Origin of the sequence: Enhygromyxa salina, from assembly GCF_002994615.1 — a bacterium.
GTDB lineage: Bacteria > Myxococcota_A > Polyangia > Nannocystales > Nannocystaceae > Plesiocystis > Plesiocystis salina_A.
This window is the reverse complement of sequence record NZ_PVNK01000279.1, coordinates 1-25,426: the sequence shown is the minus strand read 5'-3', so window position 1 is coordinate 25,426 and position 25,426 is coordinate 1. Positions and strand designations below refer to the sequence as shown.

The window sequence follows — 25,426 nt, the reverse complement described above, 5'->3', positions numbered from 1 at the left end:
CGACCAGCGCGCGAGAATTGCCGGCGCCAACCCGGCGAGCCGCACGCGCTTCGCTTTACGTCGTGTGACCCAACGCTCGAATTTTTGCGATCGCGCGGTGCCCGGACTCTCCGCGGTGGGTCCATGCGTTGAGTCCCGCGGTCAGGCGAGGCCCGGGCGCTTGCAAAAATTCCCCGCCTACCGAGAATGCGGGGCGATGCCGTTGTCGCGCGAGCCGATCCGCCTCGAGGGGTTCAACAACCTGACCAAGGTCGTCAGCTTCAACCTCTACGACTTCGTCGTCGCCCGGACCGAGGCAGAGCGGGACAGCTACGTAAAGTACCTCCACGACAACTTCAGCGGCCCGCGGATCACCAAGATCCTCGCCAAGATCGCGCAGATCATCGACGCCGAGGTCCTCAGCGTCTCAGCCCAGGACTACGATCCCTACGGCGCGAGCTCGCTGGTGTTGATGAGCGACCTCGGCCACGGGCAGGTCGTCGAGCGCGAGGCGGATGGCGAGGGCGCAGGCAAGATCGCGGCCAGCGTCGGGGCGCACCTGACCAAGAGTCACCTGTGCGCCCACACCTACCCGGATGTCCTGGATCCCCGCGGGATCTGCTCATTCCGCGTCGACATCGACATCGCGACCTGCGGCACGATCGTGCCGCTGCGGGCCCTGGACTACATGTTCGAGAGCTTCGAGAACGACGTCGTGATCATCGACTACGTGGTCCGCGGGTTCACCCGGGACACCCAGGGCAACCGCGTGTACATGGATCACAGCGTGCGGTCGATCCAGGACTTCATCGACCCGGGCGTGCTCGCCGACTACGAATGCGAGGACCTCGCGCTCCCGAGCCAGAACATCTGGCAGACCAAGATGATGCGGACCGACCTCGACCCCAAGGAGTACTTTGCCCCGGGCATCGACCCCTTCGCGCCCGAGAGTCGCGAGCTGCTGGGTCTGATCAAGCGCGAGATGGCCGGCATCTTCAACAACTTGCCGAATTAGCTTAGACCCCCACAGGCGTCAGCGACTCTGCTACGCACGGCCGCAAGCGGCCGGTCTCGGGCGGGCTGATGTTGCACATGGGGTCGTGGTAGCTTCAACGCTGACGGACGAGCCTTGGCTGTTGACGACGACAGTGGGGAGCCTCGGGGGGATGAGCTGGAGGGGGAGGAGGCGCTCGCGCCGGACCCTGCGGCCCGTCACGACACCCAGCCGATGAGCTTCCCGCCGCTTCCGGACGAAGCGGTCGATGACCTCCCCTTCGAGCCCAGCCTCGAGCTGGACATCGAGCTCGAGGAGAGCCCGCGCCAGCCGATCACGAGCAGCGAGAGCCCCGCGGCCTCGGGGACCTACGAGATCCCGGCGGCGACCTCGAGTGCGGAGCCGCCGTCCGAGTCGGGCCCGCGGCGCAAGCGTCAGGCCGCCGGGGTCCACCCGTCTCTGGCCGGGGTCGAGATGCGCCAGGACACGGGCGCCTACCCGCAGGTCGAGACCGACAGCTACGTGAGCGTGGCGGCGAAGGCGGCGGGCTCGGCCCGGCCCGAGAGGCGCGAGCCGAGGCCGCCGGTCCAGAAGACGGGGACCTTCTCCTCGGTCGGCGCCGCTGCGCGCGACTCGGCGGGCTCGGGCGCCGGGCCGCCGACGGGCGTGCACACGGGGGTCTGGGACACGAGCAAGACCGGGTTTTACAAGCCGCTGTCGGCCCCGGGGCGAATCGTCCGACTGTGGGAGGAGCTCGGCCTGCGCGTCGGTCAGCGGATCGCCGAGACCGTCGGCGACGATCACGTCTACCTGCTGCTGATGGCCACGCTCGTCGGGGTGGCCAGCGGGGCGACCGCCGGGCTGCTGCTGCTGTGGATCGCCCGCGCCCTCGAGCTGTTCCCGGCCGTCGGGAAGGCCTTTCCCAGCTTCGGCTGGATCTACGTGGTCCTGGCCCCGGCGCTCGGCGGCCTGATGGTCGGCGGTCTGCGGGTCGTCGCGCGGCGGTGGTTCGGCGACATCGCCGAGGGCATCCCGGCGGTGATCGAGACCGTCGGCCAGCAGGGCCGGCTCAAGGGCAGCTCGGGCGCGATGCTCGGGGTCGGGACCGGGCTCACGATCGCCTCGGGGGGCTCGGTCGGGCACGAGGGTCCGACCGTCGCGATCGGGGCCACGGTCGGCTCGGTCGTCGGGCGCTTCTTCGGTCTGCGGATGCGCAGGCAGACCACGATGATCGGGGCTGGCTGCGCCGCGGGCCTGGCCTCGGCCTTCAACGCCCCGCTCGCTGGGGTCATCTTCACGGTCGAGGTCGTGTTCAAGCGCAGCGTCGGCGGCAACGTCGGGACGATGTCGGTGTTCACCCCGCTGATCGTGGCCGCGGTCGCGGGGACCTTCACCTCGTACGCGATCTTCGGGGCCCGGTCCGAGCTGATCGCCCCGGGCGACGTGGCCGGGGACCGGCTGCTGCTCGAGATGATCTTCTTCCTCGCCCTGGCCGTGATCGCGGGGCTCCTGAGCCCGGCGATGAGCCGGGTGATCATCTTCTCCAGCGATCTCTTCGAGGGCATGAAGCGGCTGCCCGTCTGGGCCAAGCCCGCGCTCGGCGGCCTCGGCGTCGGCCTGCTCGGGGCGCTGTTGTTCTCGCAGCTGCTCGGCCCCGGTCGCGGGATCGTGTTCGACGCGCTCAACAGCGAGCTCGTCTGGCAGATCGCGCTCGCGCTCGTGGTCCTCAAGATCGTCGCGACCGCGGTCACGATCGGCTCGGGCGGGATGGGCGGCGTGTTCATGCCCTCGCTCGTGATCGGCGCCTGCGTCGGGACCGTCGTCCACGCCCTCGCCAGCGTCGTCCTCGGCGAGGGCGTGAGCCAGCCGGCCGCCTACGCGCTCGTCGGCATGGGCGCGTACCTCGGCGCCACGCTCCGCGCTCCGCTCACGCCGATCGTCATGATCTTCGAGCTGACTGGCGACTACGGCCTGATCCTGCCCTTGATGTTCGCCTGCATCTTGTCGGCCTTCGTGGCCGGGCGGGTCGAGAAGGACACCCTCTTCGATCTGAGCTTGCGCCGCCGCGGCAGCTCGCGGGTGCTCGACGCCGGTGACGACATCGGCGTCATGTACCGCGGCCAGGTCGGGGACCTCATGGTCTTGCCCGATCACATGCTGCGCCTGAGCTCGAGCTTCGAGGAGCTCCAGCGCGCGGCCCTCGTCGAGGACACGCCGACCCTGTACCTGCTCGACGAGCACGAGCGCGTGGCCGGGGTCATCGACAGCCGCGCGCTCGCGGCCCGGGTCCTGCGCGGGGAGATCAGCCCCGAGGCGACCGCCGGCGAGCTCACGACCGCCGAGCGCCCGACCCTGCTCGTGCCCGGCGACACCCTCGCGGGCGCGATGCTGGCGTTCGCGCGCTCGGGTCGCGACGTGCTCCCGGTCGTCGACGCCGATCGCCGCCTGCTCGGGTTGATCGAGCGGACCGTGCTCATGGCCCACTACAGCGAGCACGTGCTCGAGCAGCGCGCCGAGCTCCAGGTCCACGGCGGCAGCGGCCTCGATCACGAGGTCAACCTCGGCAGCGGCGTGACCCTCGAGCGCGTGGTCGTGGGCCGGAGCTGGGCCGGGCAGACCTTGAGCGAGCTCGACCTGCGCGGGCGGGTGAACGTGCAGGTGCTCGAGTGGCGCCGCGACGACCAGCTCCAGACCCTGGATCCGAGGCGGCCGCTGCGTGAAGGCGACGTGCTCGCGCTCGCGGGCAGCCGCGACAGCCTCCTCGCCGCCCGCTGGGTCGAGTGAGGGGGTCTAAGAGCGGCTGGTCCTAAACACTCTTGACGACTTCGGCGTTGGCGGACTCGTCGATCAGCTTTTGCGGCACGAGCTTGCTCGGCTCGCCGGAGCAGACCATCCACAGCTGATAGGCCGTGCGCGTGGTCGCGATGTGGAGCAGGTGCCGGGCCTCGTCGCGGGCGGGGTAGTTTTGCCGGGTCGGATCGAGCACGACGACGTAGTCGAATTCGAGCCCCTTGACCTGGCGGACGTCGGTCACGTCGATGCCTGACAAGAAGGTGAAGTCCTGGCGCGCGACCAGGCGCAGGCGCGGGACCTCGGCGATGCGCAGGGCCTCGTAGTAGGCCTCGGCCTGCTGGGGGTAGCGGGTGATCAGGGCGACCGAGGCGGTCGGCTCGCGCTGCATCAGGTTGCGCAGGGCCTCGCCGAGGAAGGCGACCGCCTCGCCCATGTCCGAGAACCCGAAGTAGCTGACCGGCGCGCCGTCGCGGGCGATGAGGTCGTCGTCGGGGTCGTGGAGGTGGCCGAGCACGTGCTGGGCGAGGGCCATGACCTGGCGGGTCGAGCGGTAGGTGATCTTGAGCGGCTGGATCGCTACGTGGGGCAGCCCGGCGTCGTCGAGCAGCTGCGGCCAGTCGACGAAGCCGTTGTCGAAGATCATCTTCTGGGCCTTGTCGCCGGCGATCGTCACGCTGCGTCCGGCCGAGGCGGTGTCGAGCAGCACGCGGACCTCGAGCGGACACAGATCCTGGGCCTCGTCGATCACGATGTGCTCGTACTCGAAGCGCTTGCCCTTGATGAACAGGCCGCCGCGCTTGGCCTGGATCAGGCGCATGAGCACGGCGTCGTCTTCGCTGTCGAGGCGCGGCGGGCTGCTGCGCTTGGGCTTGGGCCCGTCGTCGTCGTTGTGGTCGCGCAGATCCTCGTCTTGGGACTCGCGCCACTCGCTGACCGCCGCGGCCTGCTTGCCGCACCAGCGCGTGATCGTCGTCAGCTCGTTGTCGCTGAAGGCGTCGGGGGCGTGGCGTTGGACGCCCGCGCGGATCCGAGCCGGCTCACCCAGGAGCTCGACCCAGTCGGCGAGCACGTCGTCGACCTCCTCGCGGAACGCTCGCAAGCTGGTCTCGGCGGCCGCGCGGGTCTTGGCCGGGATGGCGCGGCCCTCGTCCTCGACCAGCCAACGCAGCGCCCGCCGAGCGCGGATGCTCGGCGGCAGCTTGGCGAGGCTGCGCCAGTGGGCGATCACCTCGGCGGCGCCGGGCCGGTCGCCGAGGCGCTCGACCAGCGAGGTCTCGACGTTGCGCAGATCCTCGGCGACGAGCTCGTCGATCATTGCGATCACGACCGGGTGCTTCTTGAAGCGCACGACGGCCTCGGGCGTCGACTCGGACCGCCTCGCCGGGATGTCGAGGCGCAGGCGCTTGAGCATCGCCGCGCTCCAGCGTCGGTAGGTCGTGACGGTCACGCCCTCGACCCCGAGCGAGGGCAAAACGTGGCGGATGTACTCGACGAGCGCCTCGTTGAAGACCACGATCAGCATGCGCCCGGGCGCGAAGCGGCGGTGGTCCTGGAACGCGAGGTAGGCCACGCGATGGAGCGCGACGGTGGTCTTGCCCGAGCCCGCGCCGCCTTGGATCAGGACGACGCCCGACTCGGGCTTGGTGATCAGGTCGAACTGCTCCTTGTCGATCAGCGCCGTGATCTCTTGGAGGCGCTTGTCGGCCCGGCCGAGATCCTCGGTCTGAACGCCGAGGTGCCCGCGGGGGATCCGGACCGCGGCCCCGGTGCCGCCCGCGAGGGTCGGGCGAGCCTCGTGACCGAGCGCCCTCCAGTCGCCCGACCGGGTCCGGACCCAGCTGCCCTGGGGCGCGTCGATCCGGCGCAGCTGCGCGCTCGACACGACGACGCTGCGGCGGACCAGGACCGTGCCCTCGATCGTGCGGTCGTCGAACTCCTCGTCGTATTCGTCGGTCTCGTCGTAGCGGTAGTACAGGCGCGAGACCGGGGCGTTGCGCCAGTCGACGATCGCGAGGCCGTCGCCGCTGTCGAGCATCGTCCGCTTGCCGATCAGCACGTCGCGCTGCTTGCCGGCCCGGGCCTCGCGCAGGCGCAGGTGGCCGAAGTAGGGGTTGTTGGGATCGACGGGCAGGTCGCGACCCGAGCCGCGCTTGGCGTTGAGCGCCGCGAGCTGGTGCATCTGATCCATCAGCGAGGGGAGGTCCTCCTCCTTGGCGGAGGCGATCTCATCGCGCAGCTCGATCATCTGGCTGTCGAGATCCTCGAACTGGTGGACCTCGGTCTCGAGCTGGCGCTGGATCCGGGCGCTGACCCGCTCGAGGATCCCGAGCTCCTCATCGACGATCGCCTGATCAGGCCCGGCGAGGGGCGGCGAGGGCGGTGACGGGGGAGCCTCGCTCACCACCGCATCAGTCGGGATTGTGGCCTGTTTGGACACGATCGCCGTGGTTAGCAAAACCCGGAGCGCTTGACACCCCTCGCGGCCCGGCGCCGCAGAATTTCAGCTGCGCAGGTTTTCGGACGCAGACGCGGCCGCGGGCGTCAGACGCGGCGCCAGGCGCACAGGACGCGGATTCCCCTTTTACGCTCCACGCGCTATTGCACGCTTCATGCCCAAGATGGTCTCCCAGAACCTTCGGGCCCGAGCGCAGCGAGGGTGTCGGGCCGCAGGCCCGAGTCCGGAGACGACCAAACCAGCCCTGGCCTTGATGCTCGGCCTCGGCCTGCTCGCGTGTCGGCCGGGCCAGCCGACGATCACGCCCGACGAGGGCCAAGCTGGGAGCGAGGTCACGATTGAGCTGCCGGCGCGACCGGCGGTCGACGCCGAGGCGATGATGGCGTCGATCGAGTGGCTGGCGAGCGACGAACGCCAGGGCCGCTTCACCTTCGACCCGCAGATCGAGGAGGTCGCGAGCTGGATCGCCGGGCGCTACGAGGCGCTCGGGCTCGAGCCGGTCAGCGGCGCCGCTGGCCTCCGCGTCGGCTACGAGCTGCGCACCAAGGTCGAGGCCGGCGCCAGCCAGACGCTGATCGTCGAGCGCCGCGGCGAGCCGGTCGAGGTCGCCGCCGAGCGCTTCACGCCGCGGGCCGAGGGCGCGTCGGGGACCGCCAAGGGCGAGGTCGTGTTCGTCGGCTACGGCGTCAGCTGGACCCGGCCCGAGGGCGCCCAGGACTCGGACCCGGCGATCGACAGCTACGACGATCTCGCGGGCGTCGACCTCGACGGGAAGATCGTCCTGGCCCTGACCCACGCCCCCAACACGCCGGATCTCGCGGCGCTGTTCGGGGCCATGCAGGACCTGGCCGAGACCTTCGAGCGGGCCGCCGCGCCGCTGCGTGAGGCTGACGCCAGGGCCAAGCTCCAGCGACTCCACCGAAAGGCCCGCGAGGATCTGCTCGCGCTCGTCGAGCCCTTCGCCGAGACCAAGGACCTCAGTGACGCCTACTGGAAGGTCGAGGACCCCAAGGCGAGGCTCGACATCATGGCCCTCGCGAGCGAGTTCATCTCGCGGACCAAGGCCCGCCCGCAGTTCGATCTGCGCGAGTTCAGCATGGCCAAGAAGGCCGCGCGCCTGGCCGAGGCCGGGGCCGCGGGGGTCATCTTCGTCCAGGGCCCGCGCAGCTTCGTCGGCCGTGAGGCCCGCGACGCCGACGCCCTGCCCGGCGTCCTCGACGAGGGCAGGCGCGGCGGCCACGGCCGGGTGATCCCCGAGTCGGTCGCGATCCCCGTGGTCCAGCTGAGCTGGAAGCAGGCCGACAAGCTGTTCTCGATCGGCGGCCAGCGTCTGTCCAAGCTCCAGGCGGCGATCGACGCCGACTATCAGCCGCGCTCGCAGGCGCTGGGTGTCAGCGCGGAGCTCGAGACCGAGCTGATCAGCGAGCGGGTCGAGGTCCCCAACGTGCTCGCGCAGCTGCCCGGCAAGACCGACGAGATCATCATGCTCGGGGCCCACTTCGATCACATCGGCAACGACGAGACCGGCAACTGCCGGGCGATCGTCCGTCGCGACGAGCGCGACGCGATCTGCAACGGCGCCGACGACAACGCCTCGGGCACCGCGATGCTGCTCGACCTCGCCCGGGCCTACGAGGACGCCGGGGTCACGCCCGAGCGCACGATCGTGTTCGCCCACTTCTCCGGCGAAGAGCTCGGCCTGCTCGGCTCGCAGGCGCTGATCGGAGACTCGCCCTTCGACCAGAGCCGCGTGGTCGCGATGGTCAACCTCGACATGGTCGGGCGCCTCGGCCCGAGCGGGCTAGCGATCGGCGGGCTCGGCAGCAGCGCCGACTGGCTGCCGCTGCTCGACGAGCTCGGCAACCACGGCATGAAGATCCTCTACGAGGGCAGCACGACCACGCGCAGCGATCACGCGTGGTGGTTCCACCGCCAGATCCCGGTGCTGTTCTTCTTCACCGGGATCCACGGCGACTACCACCGCGCGGGGGACGAGATCGACGAGATCAACGTCGAGGGCCTCGCCAAGGTCGGGCAGCTCGTCAGCGACGTGGTCTGGGAGCTCGCCAGCGGCCGCGCGATCGCGTGGACCGAGCCCGCCCACGGCGACGGCATCGGTCGCGGCCTCCCGGGCAGCGATCCGAGCACCGTGATCATGCGCGTCGATGAGCAGGGCGTGAGGGTCGACGAAGACGGCAACCCGATCGCCGCCGCGCCCTGACGCGCTCGCGGATTGACCTCGAGGTCGTCCCGGCTATGCTCGGGCCCTCGTGAGCAAGCCGAGCACCAAGCCACCGAGCGGGATGCGGGACTTCCTACCGACGGAGGTGCTGCGTCGGCGCCACGTGATCGAGCTCGTCCAGCGCGTCTACGAGGCCCACGGCTTCGTCCCGCTCGAGACCCCCTCGATCGAGAACCTCTCGACCTTGCTGGGCAAGTACGGCGACGAGGGCGACCAGCTGCTCTACCGCCTGCTTCATCGGCGCGAGGCGCTCCAGCGCCCGCTCGACCGGGCCCACGCCGCGGGGCGGCCCGCGCTCGAGGCCGAGCTCGCCGACCAGGGCCTGCGCTACGATCTGACCGTGCCGCTCGCCCGCGTCGTCGCGCAGTACGGCGAGCTGCCGCGCTTCTTCAAGCGCTACCAGATCCAGCCGGTGTGGCGGGCCGATCGCCCCGGCAAGGGCCGCTTTCGCGAGTTCTACCAGTGCGACGTCGACATCACGGGCACCCGCTCGCTGCTCGCCGACGCCGAGGTCTGCTCGGCGGTCGCGACCGTGCTCGAGCAGCTCGGCTTCGAGCAGTTCGCGATCCGCGTCAACCACCGCGAGCTGCTGCGCGCGGTGATCCGCGCGGCCGGGATCGACGAGGCGCTCGAGGGCACGGCGCTGGTCGCCGTCGACAAGCTCGACAAGATCGGTGAGGACGGGGTCCTCGCCGAGCTCGAGCAGCGCGGCATTGCGAGCGCCGCCGGGCGGGCGCTGCTCGCGATCATCGCGCCCACGAGCGCGGGTGAGCGCGCAGGTGAGCGCGCCAGCGACGGGGCGCAGCTGCTCGCCACGCTCCGGGCTCAGGTCGACGAGCGCGGTCAGCGGGCCGTCGACGAGCTGCAGGAGCTGCTCTCGCTGTGCGCCCACAACCCCGCCGGCCAGCACCTCGAGGTCCGCCCGGATCTCGCCCGCGGCCTCGGCTACTACACCGGGCCGATCTTCGAGATCACCGTCCCGGACCTCGCGGGCTCGCTCGGCGGCGGCGGTCGCTACGACGACCTCGTCGGCATGTTCGGCAAGAAGCAGGTGCCCGCTGTCGGGTTCTCCCTCGGGCTCGAGCGGATCCTGGTCGTGATGGCCGAGCGCGAGATGTTCCCGGCCCTGAGCGCCGGCCCGGATCTGATGCTGTGCTGGCTCGGCGTGGCCCAGCCCGAGGTCGTGCGCGTGGCCACGCAGCTGCGCGCGCGCGGTCTGAAGGTCGAGGTCTTCCCCGAGCAGGCCAAGCTCGGCAAGCAGCTCTCGTACGCCGACGCCGAGGGCGTCAAGGCGGCCTTCGCCGGGATCCTCGGCGACGCCGAGCTCGCCGCGGGGGCGCTCACGGTCAAGCACCTCAGCTCGGGCCGCCAACAAAAGATCCCCCTCGCCGAGCTCGACCCGGCGCGACTCGACGCTCTCGCCCAAGATCCTCCGACCACCTGAGCCCCAGCAACTCCAGCCTGACAAGCGCGCCTGAGTTGCTTGCTACACTCGTCCACGCCAGCCCCCGTTCACAGGACAACGAGCCCCTCCGGGGGCCACGCAAGTCCATGCGCAACACATACGAGCCAACCGAGCGAGGAACGAGCGACCGGACGCGCAGCGACCGTGCGTGGCAAAGTGCACGGTGCCTGCCGGGGGAAGCGACCTCTTGACCGATCCGAGCTCCAGCGAGGCCACCGTCTTCACCGGCACGGTCCTCGTCGTCGATGACGAGAAGAACATCCGTCGGACGCTGCGGATGGTCCTCGAGGGCGAGGGCGCGACCGTCGTCGAGGCCGAGACCGGCGAGCGCGCCCTCGCGCTGCTCGAGGGCGCGCTCGCAGCCGACGCCGCCGAGCCCGACTCCGGCGGCCCCGGCGAGCTGCCCAACGCGGTCATCATGGACGTCATGCTCGGCGGGATCTCGGGCATCGAGGTGCTCGAGAAGCTCTCGCTGCTCGGCGAGGACGGCCACCCGCCGCTGCCGGTCATCATGATCTCCGGCCACGCCTCGGTCGCCGACGCGGTCCGGGCCACGCGGCTCGGGGCCTTCGATTTCTTCGAGAAGCCGCTGTCGCGCGACCGCGTGATCGTCTCGGTTCGCAACGCGCTGCGCCAGAGCAAGGCCGAGCGCGAGCTTCGGGATCTGCGCCAGCGCGTCCACGGCGAGATCATCGGGACCTCGGCGCCGATGCGCGAGCTCATGCGCATGGTCGCCAAGGTCGGGCGGACCCGGGCCCGGGTCCTGATCACCGGCGAGAGCGGCACGGGCAAGGAGCTGGTCGCGCGGGCGATCCACGAGGCCTCGGACCGCCACGACCACCCCTTCGTCAAGGTCAACTGCGCCGCGATCCCCCGCGAGCTGATCGAGTCCGAGCTCTTCGGTCACGAGAAGGGCGCGTTCACGGGCGCGACCGGGCAAAAGAAGGGCCTGTTCGAGGTCGCCCACAAAGGCACGCTGTTCCTCGACGAGATCGGCGACATGGATCTCGACGCCCAGGCCAAGGTCTTGCGCGTGCTTCAAAGCGGCGAGCTGACCCGCGTCGGCGGGCACACGCCGATCCAGGTCGACGTCCGCGTGCTCGCGGCGACCCACCGCAACCTCCAGGAGATGGCCGGGGCCGGCGAGTTCCGCGAAGATCTCTTCTTCCGCCTCGCGGTCGTGCCCGTGCGGATGCCGCCGCTGCGTGAGCGCCTCGACGACGTCACCTTGCTCGCGCGGCACTTCATCGACCAGGCCTGCGAAGAGAACGGCCTCGCCCGGCGCGAGATCGACCCCGAGGCCCTCGCCGCCCTCGCCCGCCACGACTGGCCGGGCAACGTTCGCGAGCTGCGCAACGTGATCGAGCGGATGGTCGTGCTGTCCGACGGCGACCTCGAGCTCGACGACGTCCCGCCCGAGCTTCGCGCGGACCAGGGCCCCGCGCAGACCGAGGCCGCGCCCGGGACGATGGCGGTCGACGACGATCGCTTCGCCCAGCTCCTGCGCGAGAAGTCGGAGCTGCCGCTCAAGGCCTTTCGCGAGGCGGTCGAGCGCGCCTTCATTCTCCAGCGCCTGCGCGACAACAACTGGAACGTCTCGCGCACGGCCGAGGTCCTCGGCATCGAGCGCACCCACCTGCATCGCAAGCTCAAGATCCTCGGCATTCAACGGGGGGGCCGATAGTGGCCAGGGGGAGGGCCTGGCTCGGGGGGCGCGCGGCCGTCTGCGCCTGCGCCGTCGCCCTGGTCCTCGGCTGCAAGCTCGGGCGCGAGGCCGACGACAAGTCGAGCGAGGGCGGGCCCAAGGTCGAGGCCGCCGCGGCCATGCCCACGAGCGAGGCTGAGTTCCTCGCCGAGCTCGTGCCGCTGCCCGGCGACAGCGAGGCGATCGAGGTCCGCTACGCGATCACCGGCCCGGCCCTGAGCGGCGAGATGACGACCTCGATCACCGCGGGCGGCAAGCGCCGCGACGCCTGGGTCTTGCGCTCGACCGCCGGCGACACCGAGCTGCGCGCGGCCGGGACCACGATCGTCAACGCCGAGCAGATCTGGACCGCGAACGAGGGCGAGGCGGGCGAGATCCGCGACAACCACCTCGCCGAGCTCGCCCGCGCGTTCATGCGGCTCGAGCCCGAGGCCCGCGCGCCCGTCGTCGAGTCGATCCGCGCCTGGCATCGCCTGCTCGCCGAGCAGCGCGAGGAGTCGCGCGGCGATCGGGCCGAGGTCCTGGGCGTCTCGTGCCTCCAGACGCGCGTCGCCGCCCAGAACGTGTGCATGTGGGAGGAGACCGGCCTGCTCCTGCGCTACGAGGGCTCCGCGTTCACGATCGAGGCGACCGAGATCGACCTCGCCGCGAAGCTGGAGGCCGACGCGTTCTTGCTCCCGCGCGCCGCCGCCAAGGCCGAGGTCCAGCCCGCTCCCAGCTCTGGCCCCGCCTACGACTACGACAAGATCCTCGACGAGATCGCCGCTGGCTCCTACGGCAAGGTCTCGGTCCTCGTCGTCGCCAGCCAGGGCGTCCCGACCCTGCGCCTGCCCGACGCCGAGCCCAAACAGCAGCCGGGTTGAGCCCGGACGGGGCTCAGCTCAAGTCGCAAGCGCGACGCGCAACACCTGCCCGTCGATCTCCTTGCCGTTGAGCGCGACCCGTGCCTTGGCCGCCGCGAGGTCATTGGCGAAGGTCACATACGCAAACCCCCGACACTGGCCATCGCCATCGGTGACCAGCCGCGCCTCGGTGATCTCCCCAAAATCCCCAAACAAGGCGCGAAGCTGGCTCTCGTGGAGCGCGGGTCCAAGTCCTCCAATGTACAGCGTCACCATGGGCTCCTTTGTAAGTTTACATCCTACACCCCCCGCCCGTCACGGGAGAAGGAGGGCTGGGGAGGGGTTCTTTAGACCCCCGCAGGCGATTTCGCACTTTGCCATGCACGGCCGCTGCGCGGCCGGTCGCTACGTCGCTTCGCTCCTTCGCTCGATGGGCTGGTATGAGCTTCGCGATCTGGGTGCGTGGCCCCCTAGAAGGGGGCTCGTTTAAACCCCCGCAGGCGATTTCGGACTTTGCCATGCACGGCCGCTGCGCGGCCGGTCGCTCCGTCGCTTCTTTAGACCCCCGCAGGCGCATTCGGACCTTGCCATGCACGGCCGCTGCGCGGCCGGTCGCTCCGTCGCTTCGCTCCTCCGCTCGATGGGCTGGTATGAGCTTCGCGATCTGGGTGCGTGGCCCCCTAGAAGGGGGCTCGTTTAAACCCCCGCAGGCGATTTCGCACTTTGCCATGCACGGCCGCTGCGCGGCCGGTCGCTCCGTCGCTTCGCGGCCGGTCGCTCCGTCGCTTCGCTCCTCCGCTCGATGGATCTGGGTGCGTGGCCCCCTAGAAGGGGGCTGGTTTAGACCCCGCAGGCGATTTCGCACTTTGCCATGCACGGCCGGTCGCTACGTCGCTACGTCGCTTCGCTCGATGGGCTGGGATGAGCTTCGCGATCTGGGTGCGTGGCCCCCTAGAAGGGGGCTGGTTTAGACCCCGCAGGCGATTTCGCACTTTGCCATGCACGGCCGGTCGCTCCGTCGCTTCGCTCCTTCGCTCGATGGGCTGGGATGAGCTTCGCGATCTGGGTGCGTGGCCCCCTCGAAGGGGGCTCGTTTAGACCCCCGCAGGCGTATTCGGACCTTGCCATGCACGGCCGCTGGGCGGCCGGTCGCTGGTATGAGCTTCTCGGCCGACGGCTCAACGAGCCCGAACGAGTCGCCTCGACCCATCGCTCCCACCCAGAGGCTCAGCCACAGCTCGACGAGCCCCCCTCCGGGGGGGCCACGCACCCAGATCGCGAAGCTCATACCAGCCCACCGAGCGGAGGAGCGAAGCGACGGAGCGACCGGCCGCGAAGCGGCCGTGCGTGGCAAGGTGCGAAAGCGGCCGCGGGGGGCCTAAATCAATTCGCCGTGAGGGAGTCGGTCTCTTTGTCGATCTCGCCCTTCCAGGTCGAGGCGTCGCGCTCGAGGCCGAGGTCTTTCTTCGCGGCCCGCTGCCGCTCGACCAGATCGAAGTGGGTCGTGAAGTAGGGCATCGCGACGCCGCGCAGCTGCTCGAGGTTGTCGAAGCCGTGCTTGTCGAGCACGGCCGCGAGCTCCTCCTTCAGCTTGGTGATGACCTTGTAGCCCTGCAGCATCGCCCCGGTGCAGACCTGGACGGTGTGGCAGCCGAGCGCGATGAACTGGGCGGCGTCGCTGCCCGTGTAGATCCCGCCCATGCCGGAGACCGGGGTGTCGGGCACGGCCTTGGCGATCTCCATGACGTGGCGCAGGGCGATCGGCCGGGCCGCGAGGCCCGAGTAGCCGCCCGGGGTGGTGTAGCCCTCGACCGTGGGCATCGGCCGGAGCGTGTCGAGGTCGATCCCGACGACCGACAAGATCGTGTTGATCGCCGCGATCCCGTCGGCCCCGGCCTCGACGGCGGCCGTGGGCGAGGCCGTCGGGTCGCTGACGTTGGGCGTCATCTTGGCCCACACGGGGATCTTCGACACCGACTTCACCCAGCCGACGACCTCGCGGACGATGTCGGGGTTCGAGCCCATGGCCGCGCCCATGCGCCGCTCGGGCAGGCCGTGGGGGCACGAGAGGTTCATCTCGAAGGCGTCGACCCCGGTCTCCTGGACCCGCTCGACGATCTCGACCCAGGCCTCCTTGCGGTACTCCTCCATGATCGAGGCGACCAGGACCTTGTTGGGCCACTGCTTCTTGATCTCGCGGAACTCCTCGAGCCAGGTCTCGAACGGGCGGTCGGAGATCAGCTCGATGTTCTCGAACCCGATGACCTTCTTGCGGTCGTCGGGGTCGCGGAGCTTGGCGTAGCGCGGGTTGGTGTTGATGACCTTCGAGTGATCGAGGCTGATCGTCTTGGCCACGTTGCCGCCCCAGCCGAGCTCGAAGGACTTCATGATCACGCGGGCGTTGGTTCCCGGTGGTCCTGAGCCGAGCAGGAAGGGGTTGTCGAATTCGATGCCGTTGACGACGACGTTCAGACTCGGAGCCATGGGCCAGGGTAACCAAAACCCAGGCTCATGGGTGGGCTCACCGCCCAGAAGCGCCAATCGAGCTGCTCGGCGCCCTCGCGCGACCCCGAGCGCGGTCGGGAGCGGAGCTCGGACCGCGGCGATGCGCTCCTCGGCGCCCCCGACGGTTCACGAACTCGGCCGGCGTCCGCCCGATACCGTCGCGGTGGAGGCCTCGATCGCGGCGCGCAGACCGTCGCCACGGCGCGCCGGTCGAGCGCTTCTCTTGTCAAAAACCTATGGTTCGGCCCGGGCTTGGGTCTCTTCGAACCACATCGGGAGGGTCGGATCCAACCCCGCCTCTTCGAGCCGCTGCTTGGCTTCCTTCATCTCTTCGATGCGCGCGCCCTCGCGGTCGAGCAGGACCAGCAGCGGATAGGTGTTGAGGACCGGCTCCCAGCGGCGGCGCAGCTCGTTGAACTCGTTCATGCGCGCGACGGTGTTCCAGTCGTCTTCTTTGAGCTCGAGCACGCGGACGTCGCCGATCATCGAGGCCGGGTGCATGTTGCCGAGCTCGAGGTCGAGGTGGCGACAGGGCTCGCACCAGTCGGCCGAGAACAGGACCGCGACGCGCTTGTGCTCGTCGAGCGCCTGGGTGCGGACGCGCTCGAACATCTCGGCGAGGGGCTCGTCCTCGCGCGGTCGGAGCCGGCGCAGGTCGTAGCCGACGAGCGGGTTGGCCTCGACCTCGGCGTCGGCGTTCGCGTCTTCGGACCGCTCGGTTGGGGGCTCGGCTGGCCCGCAGGCCGCGCCGCCGAGCGCGACCAGGATCAGCGACAGCGCGAGCTGGGTGCGGGGCGCTAGCATCGAGTGTGCATAGCGCGAGCGCGGCAGCCGAGGCAACCCGGGGGCCGCGCGCAGCCGTGGCCAAGCAACTTCGCGACGCGCTCGGACACAGGTCAAACGGCGCTGTACCTCATGCCGCGGGCCTTGCCTTCCCAGGTGACCTTGCCCAGCTCGATCAGCCGGGCGAGCGACTTGCGGACCTGCAGCGCGGTCCCCCCGACCTTCGCGGTGATCTCTGGCGCCTTGATCGCGCGATCGGCCTCGCCGACGATCGAGAGCACGGCCGCGTCGTAGGCACGCCGGCCCTCGGGCGTGCGCGTGTTGACCGGTTTGGCCTTGGGCTTGGCCTTGGCGGTGTTCTTGGTCCGGCTGGGCTTGGCCTCGGCCTCGTCGGGTGCCGTGGGTGACGAGCCACCCGCCTCGATGATGTCGCCCACGGACACGGTGCTCAAGAGGTTGGCGAACTTGCCTTTTCCGAGCCTGGTCAGCTCTGCGAGCGTGAGCTGCGGGTTCTCGCACACGAGGTTGATGAAGACGTCGCGCTCGACCGCTTCCACCGCGGAGTTGAATTCCCGTTCAAAAGTAGACACGACGCGACCATAGCACAATGAATTGACTATACGAACATCTTGTCGACATATTTTTGTGATACGCACTGTCCAATCGGACACCAGTGTGCGCTGATTACGGTTTCGTAGCGCCACGCACAGCCTGGCGGAGATCAGCCTACAATGGACGTGCGACCGCGAACATCTCGAATGCACCAACGTCCAAAATATGGTCTTTTGGACAGGTCTGGCGCTGTTTCGCGCCTGTGAAACAATCGACATACCTCGCAACGTCACGGTGCAAACGCGCGATCGCAGGTGCTCGATTCGTCGGGCCTTGGCCTAAAGTGCAGGTCGAGTACACTTGGCTGTGGGTATGCAGTCGTCCGAAGCGAACTCAAAGCTGGTGGGGCCATTCGATCTGCTCGGAGACGTCCACGGCATGATTCGCACCCTCGACGCGATGCTCGAGCGCCTCGGTTACACCAAGAGCGGTACGCGCTGGCAGCAGGCGGAGGGCCGGAGGTTGATCTCGCTTGGTGATCTAATTGACAGGGGCCCCGATCCGCTCGCGTGTGTCGAGCGCGTCGCGGCGCTGGCCGCCGACGGATGCGCACACATGGTCCTCGGTAATCATGAGCTCAACGCGCTGCACTACGTCGAGGGTCTGCGCGAGCACAGTGAGAAGAACCGCGCGCAATTCGCAACGACGCTGGTTCAGATCGAGGCAGATCCTGCGCGCTGGGATCGTGCTCGCGCGTTCATCGAGTCGCAGTCGACGCACCTGCTCCTCGACGAGGGGCGTCTGCGGGTTGTGCACGCGTGCTGGGACCCCGGCGGCATCGCCCAGCTCCCCGAGCGCCTCGACCGGCCGGACCTGCTCGAGGCCAGCGCACCAGGCGGCGAGCTCGAAGCGGCGTTCGAGCTGTGCATCAAGGGTCCGGAGCGACGCTGTCCGCGCTACCGCGACTTCGGCGGTCACTGGCGCGAGACCCGACGCGTCCCGTGGTGGAACAGCTACCCGGCCGACGCGCCCAGGGTCGTCTTCGGTCACTACTGGTTCCCCTGGCCCGAGCACACCCCAACCGCCCCGGCGTGGACTGGCCCCGGCGCCAACGCAGCCTGCCTCGATTTTCGCTCCGGCCGCGGCGGCCCCCTCGTCGCCCTGCGCTACCCCGAGGGCGAGTTCGTCAGCGTCGACAACCGCGACATCTGAGCCGTCCGCCCGCGTGGCAAGCTCGCCGACGCCCGCGGGGGTCGAGACAAGGCTCCGTTTCGGGCGAGAGCGGCCGCGCGTGGCAAGCTCGCCCACGCCCGCGGGGGTCAAAAACGAGTAGCATCGCTGCATGAGCGACGGGCCGTCGGAGTTGGTCAAGGAGACCGCGCGCGTGCTGCTTCGGCACCTGCGCGAGCATGGGGGCGCGACCAAGGAGGAGCTCGCCAAGGTCGCGGATGTCTCGCACCCCTCGATCCAGCGCGCGCTCACCTGGCTGCGGGATCACTGCGACTCGCCGGTCGAGTTCGACCGCGCGGCCGGGCGCTGGGTCCTGCGTGACCCTCACTTCACGCTGCCCCTGACCGATCCCGACGCCCAGGATCTCTCGGCGGTGCTGTTCGCCGAGGCGCTGCTGGCCCCGCTCGCCGACGAGGAGATCACCGCGCGCCTGCGTCGCCTCGCCGAGCAGATGGACGCGGAGATGCGCGAGCGCGGCCGGGCCCCGAGCGAGGGCGCCCGGCCCGGGACCTTGGTGGCGACCTTGACGACCGGGAGCCGGACCGACCCGAGCGTCCTCTCGGAGCTGTTCGGCGCGATCGGCAAGCGGGTCGTGCAGATCCGCTATGCCAGCCCGTGGAGCGCCGCTGGCGGCTCGCGGATCCACGACGTCGAGCCGTGGCAGCTGCGTCTGCACGACGGCAACATGTACCTGCGCGCCTACTCGCGGACCCACCGTGAGCCCCGCAGCTTTCGCGTCGCGCAGATCGAGGGCGCCGAGGTCATCGAGGGGCTCGAGCCGCGCGAGTCGATGCCGACCCTCGACAAGATCTGGGGCGACCACGACCCAGCCTTCGGGATCGACGAGGACCGCCCGGGCACCGCGATCTTGCGCATCCGCGCCCCCGTCGCGCGCTGGGTCGCCCACAACGTCTGGGACCCCGGCCAGGACGACACCTGGATCGAGGACGGCGAGCTGCTCGAGCGCCGCGTCGCCTATCGCTCATGCCGCGAGCTCGCCCGACGTCTGCTCTCGCTCGGCGCCGCGCTCGAGTCGATCGAGCCTCAGGAGCTGCGCGAGGCCGTCCTCGACCACGCCAAGACCATGGTCGAGCGCCTCGCTTGACTGTCCGGTCACGTACGGCCGCGAGCGGCCGCGCTCACTACTTATCTTTTCCGCCGCCGCCGAAGTAGTACTGGATCCCGCCGCCGAAGAAGAAGCCGTTCTTGATCCCGCCTTCGATGCTGATCCCGAACGAGTCCTTCACGATCACGCGGAAGCTGCCGAGGAGGTTGACGAGCGGGTAGACCGGCCAGGTCCCGTCGTCCTCGACCGTGCCGAAGGCGTTGAGGTCGGAGCCGTTGCACTTGTCGCGGCCACAGTCGGCCCAGCTGTCGCCCCGGATCGTGGAGCCGTTGGGCAGGGGGGCGCCCGCGTCGACATCTTCGCGCGAAACGTCGCCGATCATGCCGTCGCCGTCCTGGTCGATGCCGGGGTCGTCGTAGTAGCGCGGCGTGCACTTGCGGAAGTCGGCGGTGTCGGCCAGGGTCTGACACGAGTTGGGGTCGTTGGGCGAGCCGGGGTCCGAGCCGAGCGGGCTCCGACGCACGCCGTCCCCGATCAGCACGCCGACGCCGACACCGCCGCCGCCGCCGAGCTGGATCTCGACGTCCTCGTTGCGATACAGCGTGCCGCGGCCGATGAAGTTGACCTCGACCGTGAACATCCGCAGGTCGATCTCGGTGTAGTCGGCCGCCCCGAGGTTACAGGCGCTGCCGGGGCCCTCGTCGGTCGTGCAGCTGTCGCGGTCCCACTCGTTGTTGTCGAGCCACAGCGAGTCGGGCGGCTGGATGTGGAGGTAGCCGAGCCCGACCGAGATGTCGAAGGCGCGGGAGATCCGGCGGATGTAGTCGCCGCCGACATAGAAGTTGCAGCCGTCGACCTTGACCAGCCCGTTTTGCTCGCCCCAGCTGCCGACCTCGTTGCGGCACAGGGAGTTGCTGTAGGACGCGAGCGCGGCGTTGAGGAAGTAGGACGGGATCAGGTGGATCCCTCCGCGCAGGCCGATCGCGTTGGCGTTGAAGTCGCCCTTTTTGGTTGGCCCGGACAGCTCGTCGTCGAGCTCGTCGTCCTCGAGGACCTCGCCCTCGGTTGGGTCACCGGTCGTGGGATCGATCGCGTCCTCGTCGCCGGTCGGGACGTCCTCGGTTGCGTCGGCCGGTTCGGCGTCGGCGGGCGCGTCGTCAGCGGGCGCGTCGTCAGCGGGCGCGTCGTCGGCGGGCGCGTCGTCAGCGGGCGCGTCGTCAGCGGGCGCGTCCTCGCCATCCATGCTCGGCGCGGAGCTGCTCGCCGGGGGCTCGTGGACGAGCAGGTTGAGATCGTTGGCGGTCAGCGGCACCGCGAAGGGGCTAGCCTCCGCGACGGCCGGGATGACCAGGACCGTGGCGAGCGCGACGGGGAGCACGGGCAAGCGCATGGTCTCATGATACGCCCCTCGCTCCCTCGACCGCAAAAAGCGGTGCGATGCGAGACCCAACTTCTGGTCCCAATTCTTGGGGATCACAGCTCGATCGAGCGCCAGCCCTTGGCCAGGAACTTGCCGCCCATCGCCAGGCCGAGTCCGTTGACGTAGATGATCGCCGCGGTCCACATCCCCTCCATGCCAAAGCCCAGGTGGGGTCCCAGAAACCAGCTCAGGGGGACCAGGCAGCCGACATGGAGCACGCCCTCGGCGATCATCACGTAGGTGTTGGCGCCCGCGCCGTAGAGCGACTGCGACAGGATGATCGCGACGACCAGCATCGGCAGGCAGGTTGCGACCAGGCGCAAGGACGCCGCCCCAGCCGCGGGGACCGCGGGGTCATTGGGTGCCCACAGCGAGATGATCTGCTCGGGCCAGACCCAAAACACGATGCCAATCGGGATCATCGCGAGGACGCCGATCCGCACGGAGTCCCAGCCGTAGCGCGCCGCGAGGTTGGGCTTGCCCGCGCCCAGGCTCTGGCTGACGGCGGTCGCGGTCGCGGTGCCGAACGCGAGCAGCGGCATGAAGCACAGCGCGGCCGTGTCCATCAGCGCCTTGGTCGCGGCCGAGTAGGTGTTGCCCGTGCCCATGTCGGCGTCGATCTGGCCGACGAACTTGAAGAAGAGCAAAAAGCCCGACATCAGGATCAAGCTGGCCGACCCGGCCGGGAGCATCAGCTTGATGATGTTGGTGATCACCTTGGGGTCGAAATTGCGCAGCTGAAAGAACTTGAACCGTCGGCTGTAGCGCGGCGCCAGGCTCACGCCGATCATGATCGCGAGGCCGAGATAGGTCGCGATCATCGAGGCCCAGCCGGCCCCGGCGATGCCCATGCGCGGGATACCCAGGGGCTCGTTGCCGTAGATCAGCAGGTAGTTGAGCCCGATGTTGAACAGGTTCATCACGACGGCCGCGACCAGGTGCACGTAGGTGCGGCCGATCCCGTCGAAGAAGGCCTTGAACGCGAAGGTCACGACCATCGCGCCGATCCCCAGCGCGCGCAGCTGGACGTAGACCGTGCCGAGCTGCTTTTGCTCCTCGCTGGCCTCGGCCAGGAAGTCGACGGCGTAGGGGCCGCTGAACCACCCGACCGCCCCGCCGAGAGCGCCGGCGATGAGGGCCACGAACACGGCGTTGAACAAGACCTGCCCGGCCCGCTCTTCTTCGCCCTCGGCGAAGCGGCGCCCGGTCATCGCCTGGGCGCCGTAGGAGATCGCGGCGAAGAACCCGCCGACCGCCCAGTACAGCGGCATGCCGAGGCCGAGGGCCGCCTGCGAGGCCGTGGCCTCGGCCGGGTCGTCGAGGCGCCCGACCATGAGGTTGTCGGCCGCGTTGACGAAGTACTGGGTCAGCATCGCCAACATGACGAAGGACCCGAGGTAGAGGACCTTGCGGATCAGGGCCCACTCCGGAAGCAGGCGCAGCCCCCTGCTCGGATCGTCGGAGAAGTCGGTGAGCTTGACCAAGTCGGGTTCCGGGCGATGGCCGCACGCAGCCGCGGCGGTCGCGACTTACCCCAGCCGCGCCCGATGGGTTGTAGCGCATCCTGGCCGCGCGTCTGTCACCGAACCTGGATCACCCCCGCGCGAGAGGATCTCGCCGCTCGCGGGCTCTTCGTCAGGTTGGGGGCCGCGGGCGCGCGCGCCCGCCCGTGGCCCGCGTGGACGCCGCGTTCCGCCTCAGGGGTCGAGCTTGTCGAGCTCGTTGCGAATGACCTGCTCGAGATCACCCATGCAGTTGTCGTTGATGTACTCGTAGGCGGCGACGATCTTGCCGTCGCCGTCGACCACGAACGAGATCGGGAAGTTCGGGCGGTTGTAGGCGCCGGCCGCCTCCTCGCCCGCGAGCGCGACCTTGGCCCGGAGCTTGTGCTTGTCGATGAACTCCTGGACCGCCTCGGGCTCCTCGTCGGTCGCCACGGCGATGAACCTCATGCCGTGCTTGCGGTACTTACGGTAGAGGCGGTCGAACTCCGGCAGCTCCTGGAGGCAGGGCTTGCACCATGTACCCCAGAAGTTGAGCAGGACGACCTTGTTGCGGTAGCTGCCGGGCGAGACGGTCCGCTTGCCGTCGACGCTGGGCAGGCGGAAGTTCTTGACCTTGTTGCCGACCGCGAAGCTCTTTTGACAGGTCGCCCCGCTGAGCTTGTGGATCGGCTTGGGCAGCGGCTCGCGCTTCTTGGTCTCTTTGGGGGCCGCGACGACGGTGGTCGGCTCGGCCGCGCTCTCGGGCTCGGGCGCGCTCTCGGGCTCGGGCGCGCTCTCGGGCTCGGTTTCGCTCACGTCGGGGTCGGGCTGGACCACGGCGGCCTCGCGTGGGTCCAGACCGGGGTCGGCGTCGGCGTAGGTCTGGGTGGGTGCAGGGCTCACGGCCGTCGGACCGCCCGGGTCCGGGGTCGACTCGGGGTCTGTGGTTGGCGCGACCGGGTCGGACGTGCAGCCGAAGGTGGCGACCAGACACAGGAGGCTGAGGCGACGAACAAAGGCGCGGTCGAGCATCGCCGCAGATGGTAGCCGATCAGCTGGTCCCGGCGCACTTGGGGGTGGCCGCGCAGGCCTGGGCCAGGGCGGTCCAGATCTCGCGCAGCTCGGCCTCGCCAGCGGCATAGGGTAGCAACAGGCGCAGGGTGTGACCGCCGGGCGTGGTTGCGAGCACGCCCGCCTCGATCAACGCCGGAACGATCTGCTTTGCGCGACCCTCGTCGATGGCGCCGAGCTGGATCCCGATCATGGCACCCGCGCCACGGATCTCGACGACCTCTTCATTGGGTGCCTGCGCGGCGATCTGCTCGAGGGTCCCGAGCTGGGCCGCCGCGCGCTCCCGCAGCCCCTCGCTCTCGATGATCTGCAAGGTCGCGAGGGCGGCGGCGCACGCGACCGGGTTGCCGCCGAAGGTCGTCCCGTGGGTGCCCGCGCCCATGTGCTGCGCGAGCTCGGCGGTGGTCAGACACGCGCCGATCGGGAAGCTGCCGCCGAGGGCCTTGGCCAGCCAGATGATGTCGGGCGCGGCCTCGTCGCCGACGATCGTCTGCCACGCGGTCCAGTCACCCGAGCGCCCGCACCCGCTTTGAATCTCGTCGACCCCGAGCAGCGCGCCGTGGCGATCGCAAAGCGCCCGCGCGCGGAGCAAGAAGGCCTTGCTCGCCGGCCAGACGCCGCCCTCGCCCTGGATCGGCTCGACGAAGACCGCGGCGATGCGCTCGCCGTGCTCGGCGAAGGCCTGGTCGAGGGCGGCGGCGTCGTCGAAGGGCAGGCGCAGCACCTTCATGGTTGCGAAGCGGGCGTGGTCCTCGCCGAGGCAGCTCACGTAAGGATCGCGGTAGGCGGGGTTCGCCGTCAGCGAGATCGCCCCGAGGGTCCGGCCGTGAAAGGCCCGCTCGAAGGCCACGATCACCTCGCGTCCGGTCGCGCGCAGGGCCAGCTTGATCGCCGCCTCGGTCGCCTCGGCGCCGCTGTTGGCGAAGAAGCTGCGACACCGCGCGAGCGGGAAGAGCTCGGCGAGGCGGGCCGCGAGCTGCTGCTGGGGCACGTGGCCGAAGGTGTTGGCGACCGCGCTGAGGGTCTCGAGCTGACGGTGGATCGCGGCGACCCAGTCCGGGTGGGCGTGGCCGAGCGCCGCCGAGCCGATCCCCGCGATCGCGTCGAGGTAGATCTTGCCCTTCGTGTCGCGGACCCGCAGCGCGCCGCCGCGGCGGGCCTCGTCATGGACAGCGGCGTCGAGCACGATCCCGCGCCCTGGGTAGGTCGGCCAGCGCAGATCTTCCACAGCTTCGGGTTGTCTCACATGCTTCGACCCCGAACTAGGAGCGCGCCAGCCACGACCAGCAAGACCGAGCCGAGGGCCTCGTCGAGGCCCGGGCGCACACCCCACGCGAGGTCGAGCACGATCGAGGCCGGGATCGACGCGTAGGCGACGATCGCGACCAGGGGCGCCGCCGCCCGCCCGTAGGCCCGGGTCATCAATAATTGTCCGGCGAGACCGAAGCCGGCCATCGCGGTGATCTTCCACGCGGCCTCGCCGAGCTCGAGCCCCGCGGGGAGCTTGGCGAGCTCCCCGCGGCCGAGGGCGACCGCCACCGCCGCTGCGCTGACCGCGATCGTGAACCAAAACACGACGAGCTCGGGCGAGTCCCGGGCCGTCGATTTGCGGACCATGATGTGCGCGAGGGCCGAACACAGCGCGGCGCCAGCCCCGGCCGCGAGCGGGAGCATCGGGATGTTCGCGCGCCAGGCCAGGTCGGGCCGAACCACGACCAGCGCGCCGAGCAGCGCGAGGAGCAGCGCGAGCACCGCCCCACGCCGCAGCCGCTCGCCGAGGATCAAGGGTGCGAGCACCGCCACGAACACCGGTTGGAGCAGGTGCAGGACCGCGTTCTCGATCAGCGTCAGCGCGCGCAGGGCATAGAAGTAGCCCGACATGGCCGCCAACCCCGCGAGCGAGCGCAGGAGCACGGGCCACGGCGCGTTGGGCCGGAGCTTTTGTTTGCGCAGGCGCAGCTCGATCGAGACCCAGACCAGACCCGGCGCCATCCGCCAGAACATCACCTCGCTCGTCGTGAGGCCGTCCTCACGCAGGACCTTGACGAACGCGGCCATGCCCGCGAACGCGATCGTCGCCAACAACATGAAAAGCAGCCCGAGTCGCCCGCGGGCCGCGCCCTCGCCTGCTCGCCCGTTCTCCCCCACTCTTGCTCAGTACTCTCGAAGGCCCGCCAGCCACAGTCCCCCAGTGTGTGTCCAATCCCAGACCCAGCTCACACTCCTCGCGCCGCCGCCCGAAACTGCTCAGTCCGCAGTTCGCGCCGGGCACCGAGGCCCGGGACCCCCCCGCTTGGGCCCGTCTCAAAACGTCCCCTGCACGCCGAATTCGGCCACTCACGAGAATCAGGATTTTTTTCTCAAAACCCCTTGACCCAAGCGGGCCACTGGCCTAGAGATCCCAACCCCGCGACAGAGAGTCCTGGCGAAACGCCGCCAAGTCCTCTCACCTGTCACGGTGACGCTGCCTGAAAACTGGAGAGCAGGAACACGGACCACGAAACCGCACGGTCCGGTGGGTGCGCGACTCGCTCGCGTACATAAACCGAGACCGCCCGCGGGGCAGTTGATCAGCAATGGTCAACCCCGCGTCGTGCGAGGATGGTCGGTCAGCCTTCGGGTTGGCTAGGCGCCTCGTAACGACACAAATCCAAAGTCCTCCTGTCAGCCGCAGGGGGCAGCCAGGCTCGGCCGCAAGGTCGAGCTCGAGAGAGCCGCGAGGCTCACTCATAACATCAAACTGGAGAGTTTGATCCTGGCTCAGAGCGAACGTTTGCGGCGGGCCTAACACATGCAAGTCGAACGAGAATCTCTTCGGAGAGGACAGTGGCGCACGGGTG

Annotated in this window: 18 protein-coding genes and 1 rRNA gene; 9 read left to right on the top strand and 10 right to left on the bottom strand. The window is 69.6% G+C overall.

Translation table 11 applies throughout. The annotated features are described in order from the left end of the window. Positions 1–196 precede the first annotated feature (196 nt). Together speD and ENSA5_RS32380 are read left to right on the top strand one after the other, a co-directional pair. Positions 197–994, top strand: coding sequence for an adenosylmethionine decarboxylase (gene speD, locus ENSA5_RS32385; protein ID WP_106395592.1), 798 nt, complete (start codon positions 197–199; stop codon positions 992–994). Between the two features lie 213 nt (positions 995–1,207). After that, on the top strand, positions 1,208–3,757 hold the full coding sequence (locus ENSA5_RS32380) for a chloride channel protein (protein ID WP_106395591.1): 2,550 nt from the start codon (positions 1,208–1,210) through the stop codon (positions 3,755–3,757). Positions 3,758–3,779: 22 nt separating this feature from the next. On the opposite strand, the gene ENSA5_RS32375 is transcribed toward ENSA5_RS32380, so the two are convergent. Next, complete coding sequence (locus ENSA5_RS32375) at positions 3,780–6,167, bottom strand: UvrD-helicase domain-containing protein (protein ID WP_146156349.1); 2,388 nt, start codon at positions 6,165–6,167, stop codon at positions 3,780–3,782. A 208-nt stretch (positions 6,168–6,375) separates the two neighbouring features. Here ENSA5_RS32375 and ENSA5_RS32370 point away from each other — a divergent pair, with 208 nt between their 5' ends. The 4 genes from ENSA5_RS32370 to ENSA5_RS32355 all read left to right on the top strand — a co-directional run bounded on the left by ENSA5_RS32370 (position 6,376) and on the right by ENSA5_RS32355 (position 12,496). Further along, positions 6,376–8,442, top strand: a complete 2,067-nt coding sequence (locus ENSA5_RS32370; protein WP_146156348.1) for a M20/M25/M40 family metallo-hydrolase — start codon at positions 6,376–6,378, stop codon at positions 8,440–8,442. Between the two features lie 49 nt (positions 8,443–8,491). Continuing rightward, entirely contained in the window at positions 8,492–9,907 is a 1,416-nt protein-coding gene (hisS, locus tag ENSA5_RS32365; protein WP_106395588.1) for a histidine--tRNA ligase, read from the top strand. A gap of 208 nt (positions 9,908–10,115) precedes the next feature. Next, positions 10,116–11,612, top strand: coding sequence for a sigma-54-dependent transcriptional regulator (locus tag ENSA5_RS32360; RefSeq protein WP_258183091.1), 1,497 nt, complete (start codon positions 10,116–10,118; stop codon positions 11,610–11,612). After that, positions 11,612–12,496: a hypothetical protein gene (locus ENSA5_RS32355; protein WP_106395587.1), complete on the top strand. Its 885-nt coding sequence runs from the start codon at positions 11,612–11,614 to the stop codon at positions 12,494–12,496. The genes ENSA5_RS32360 and ENSA5_RS32355 overlap by 1 nt, the downstream gene beginning before the upstream one ends. A gap of 18 nt (positions 12,497–12,514) precedes the next feature. On the opposite strand, the gene ENSA5_RS32350 is transcribed toward ENSA5_RS32355, so the two are convergent. From ENSA5_RS32350 to ENSA5_RS32335, 4 genes are all read right to left on the bottom strand, one after another. Further along, positions 12,515–12,751, bottom strand: a complete 237-nt coding sequence (locus tag ENSA5_RS32350; protein WP_106395586.1) for an RNA recognition motif domain-containing protein — start codon at positions 12,749–12,751, stop codon at positions 12,515–12,517. Between the two features lie 1,107 nt (positions 12,752–13,858). After that, positions 13,859–14,959 (bottom strand): NAD-dependent dihydropyrimidine dehydrogenase subunit PreA, encoded by a 1,101-nt coding sequence (gene preA, locus ENSA5_RS32345; protein WP_106395585.1) that lies wholly within the window; start codon positions 14,957–14,959, stop codon positions 13,859–13,861. 255 nt (positions 14,960–15,214) lie between these two features. Beyond that, entirely contained in the window at positions 15,215–15,784 is a 570-nt protein-coding gene (locus ENSA5_RS32340) for a thioredoxin domain-containing protein (protein WP_106395584.1), read from the bottom strand. A 92-nt stretch (positions 15,785–15,876) separates the two neighbouring features. Further along, positions 15,877–16,353, bottom strand: coding sequence for a hypothetical protein (locus tag ENSA5_RS32335; protein WP_146156347.1), 477 nt, complete (start codon positions 16,351–16,353; stop codon positions 15,877–15,879). Positions 16,354–16,687: 334 nt separating this feature from the next. Here ENSA5_RS32335 and ENSA5_RS32330 point away from each other — a divergent pair, with 334 nt between their 5' ends. Then, the gene (locus tag ENSA5_RS32330; RefSeq protein WP_106395582.1) at positions 16,688–17,527 is read left to right on the top strand and encodes a metallophosphoesterase; all 840 of its coding nucleotides are present in this window, start codon (positions 16,688–16,690) and stop codon (positions 17,525–17,527) included. Between the two features lie 130 nt (positions 17,528–17,657). Then, on the top strand, positions 17,658–18,650 hold the full coding sequence (locus tag ENSA5_RS32325; protein ID WP_106395581.1) for a helix-turn-helix transcriptional regulator: 993 nt from the start codon (positions 17,658–17,660) through the stop codon (positions 18,648–18,650). A 37-nt stretch (positions 18,651–18,687) separates the two neighbouring features. On the opposite strand, the gene ENSA5_RS32320 is transcribed toward ENSA5_RS32325, so the two are convergent. The 5 genes from ENSA5_RS32320 to ENSA5_RS38655 form a co-directional block, all read right to left on the bottom strand. Beyond that, positions 18,688–20,001 carry a hypothetical protein gene (locus ENSA5_RS32320; RefSeq protein WP_106395580.1) on the bottom strand — a complete coding sequence of 438 codons (1,314 nt, stop codon included), beginning with the start codon at positions 19,999–20,001 and terminating at the stop codon, positions 18,688–18,690. Positions 20,002–20,084: 83 nt separating this feature from the next. Further along, positions 20,085–21,515 (bottom strand): MATE family efflux transporter, encoded by a 1,431-nt coding sequence (locus tag ENSA5_RS32315; RefSeq protein ID WP_106395579.1) that lies wholly within the window; start codon positions 21,513–21,515, stop codon positions 20,085–20,087. Positions 21,516–21,728: 213 nt separating this feature from the next. Further along, positions 21,729–22,547: a redoxin domain-containing protein gene (locus ENSA5_RS32310; protein ID WP_106395578.1), complete on the bottom strand. Its 819-nt coding sequence runs from the start codon at positions 22,545–22,547 to the stop codon at positions 21,729–21,731. Between the two features lie 19 nt (positions 22,548–22,566). Beyond that, the gene (locus ENSA5_RS38660; protein ID WP_181198380.1) at positions 22,567–23,772 is read right to left on the bottom strand and encodes an aspartate aminotransferase family protein; all 1,206 of its coding nucleotides are present in this window, start codon (positions 23,770–23,772) and stop codon (positions 22,567–22,569) included. A 56-nt stretch (positions 23,773–23,828) separates the two neighbouring features. Further along, complete coding sequence (locus ENSA5_RS38655; protein ID WP_258183090.1) at positions 23,829–24,734, bottom strand: DMT family transporter; 906 nt, start codon at positions 24,732–24,734, stop codon at positions 23,829–23,831. Positions 24,735–25,323: 589 nt separating this feature from the next. Here ENSA5_RS38655 and ENSA5_RS32295 point away from each other — a divergent pair. After that, positions 25,324–25,426: ribosomal RNA gene (locus tag ENSA5_RS32295) — 16S ribosomal RNA — on the top strand; the annotation flags it as partial.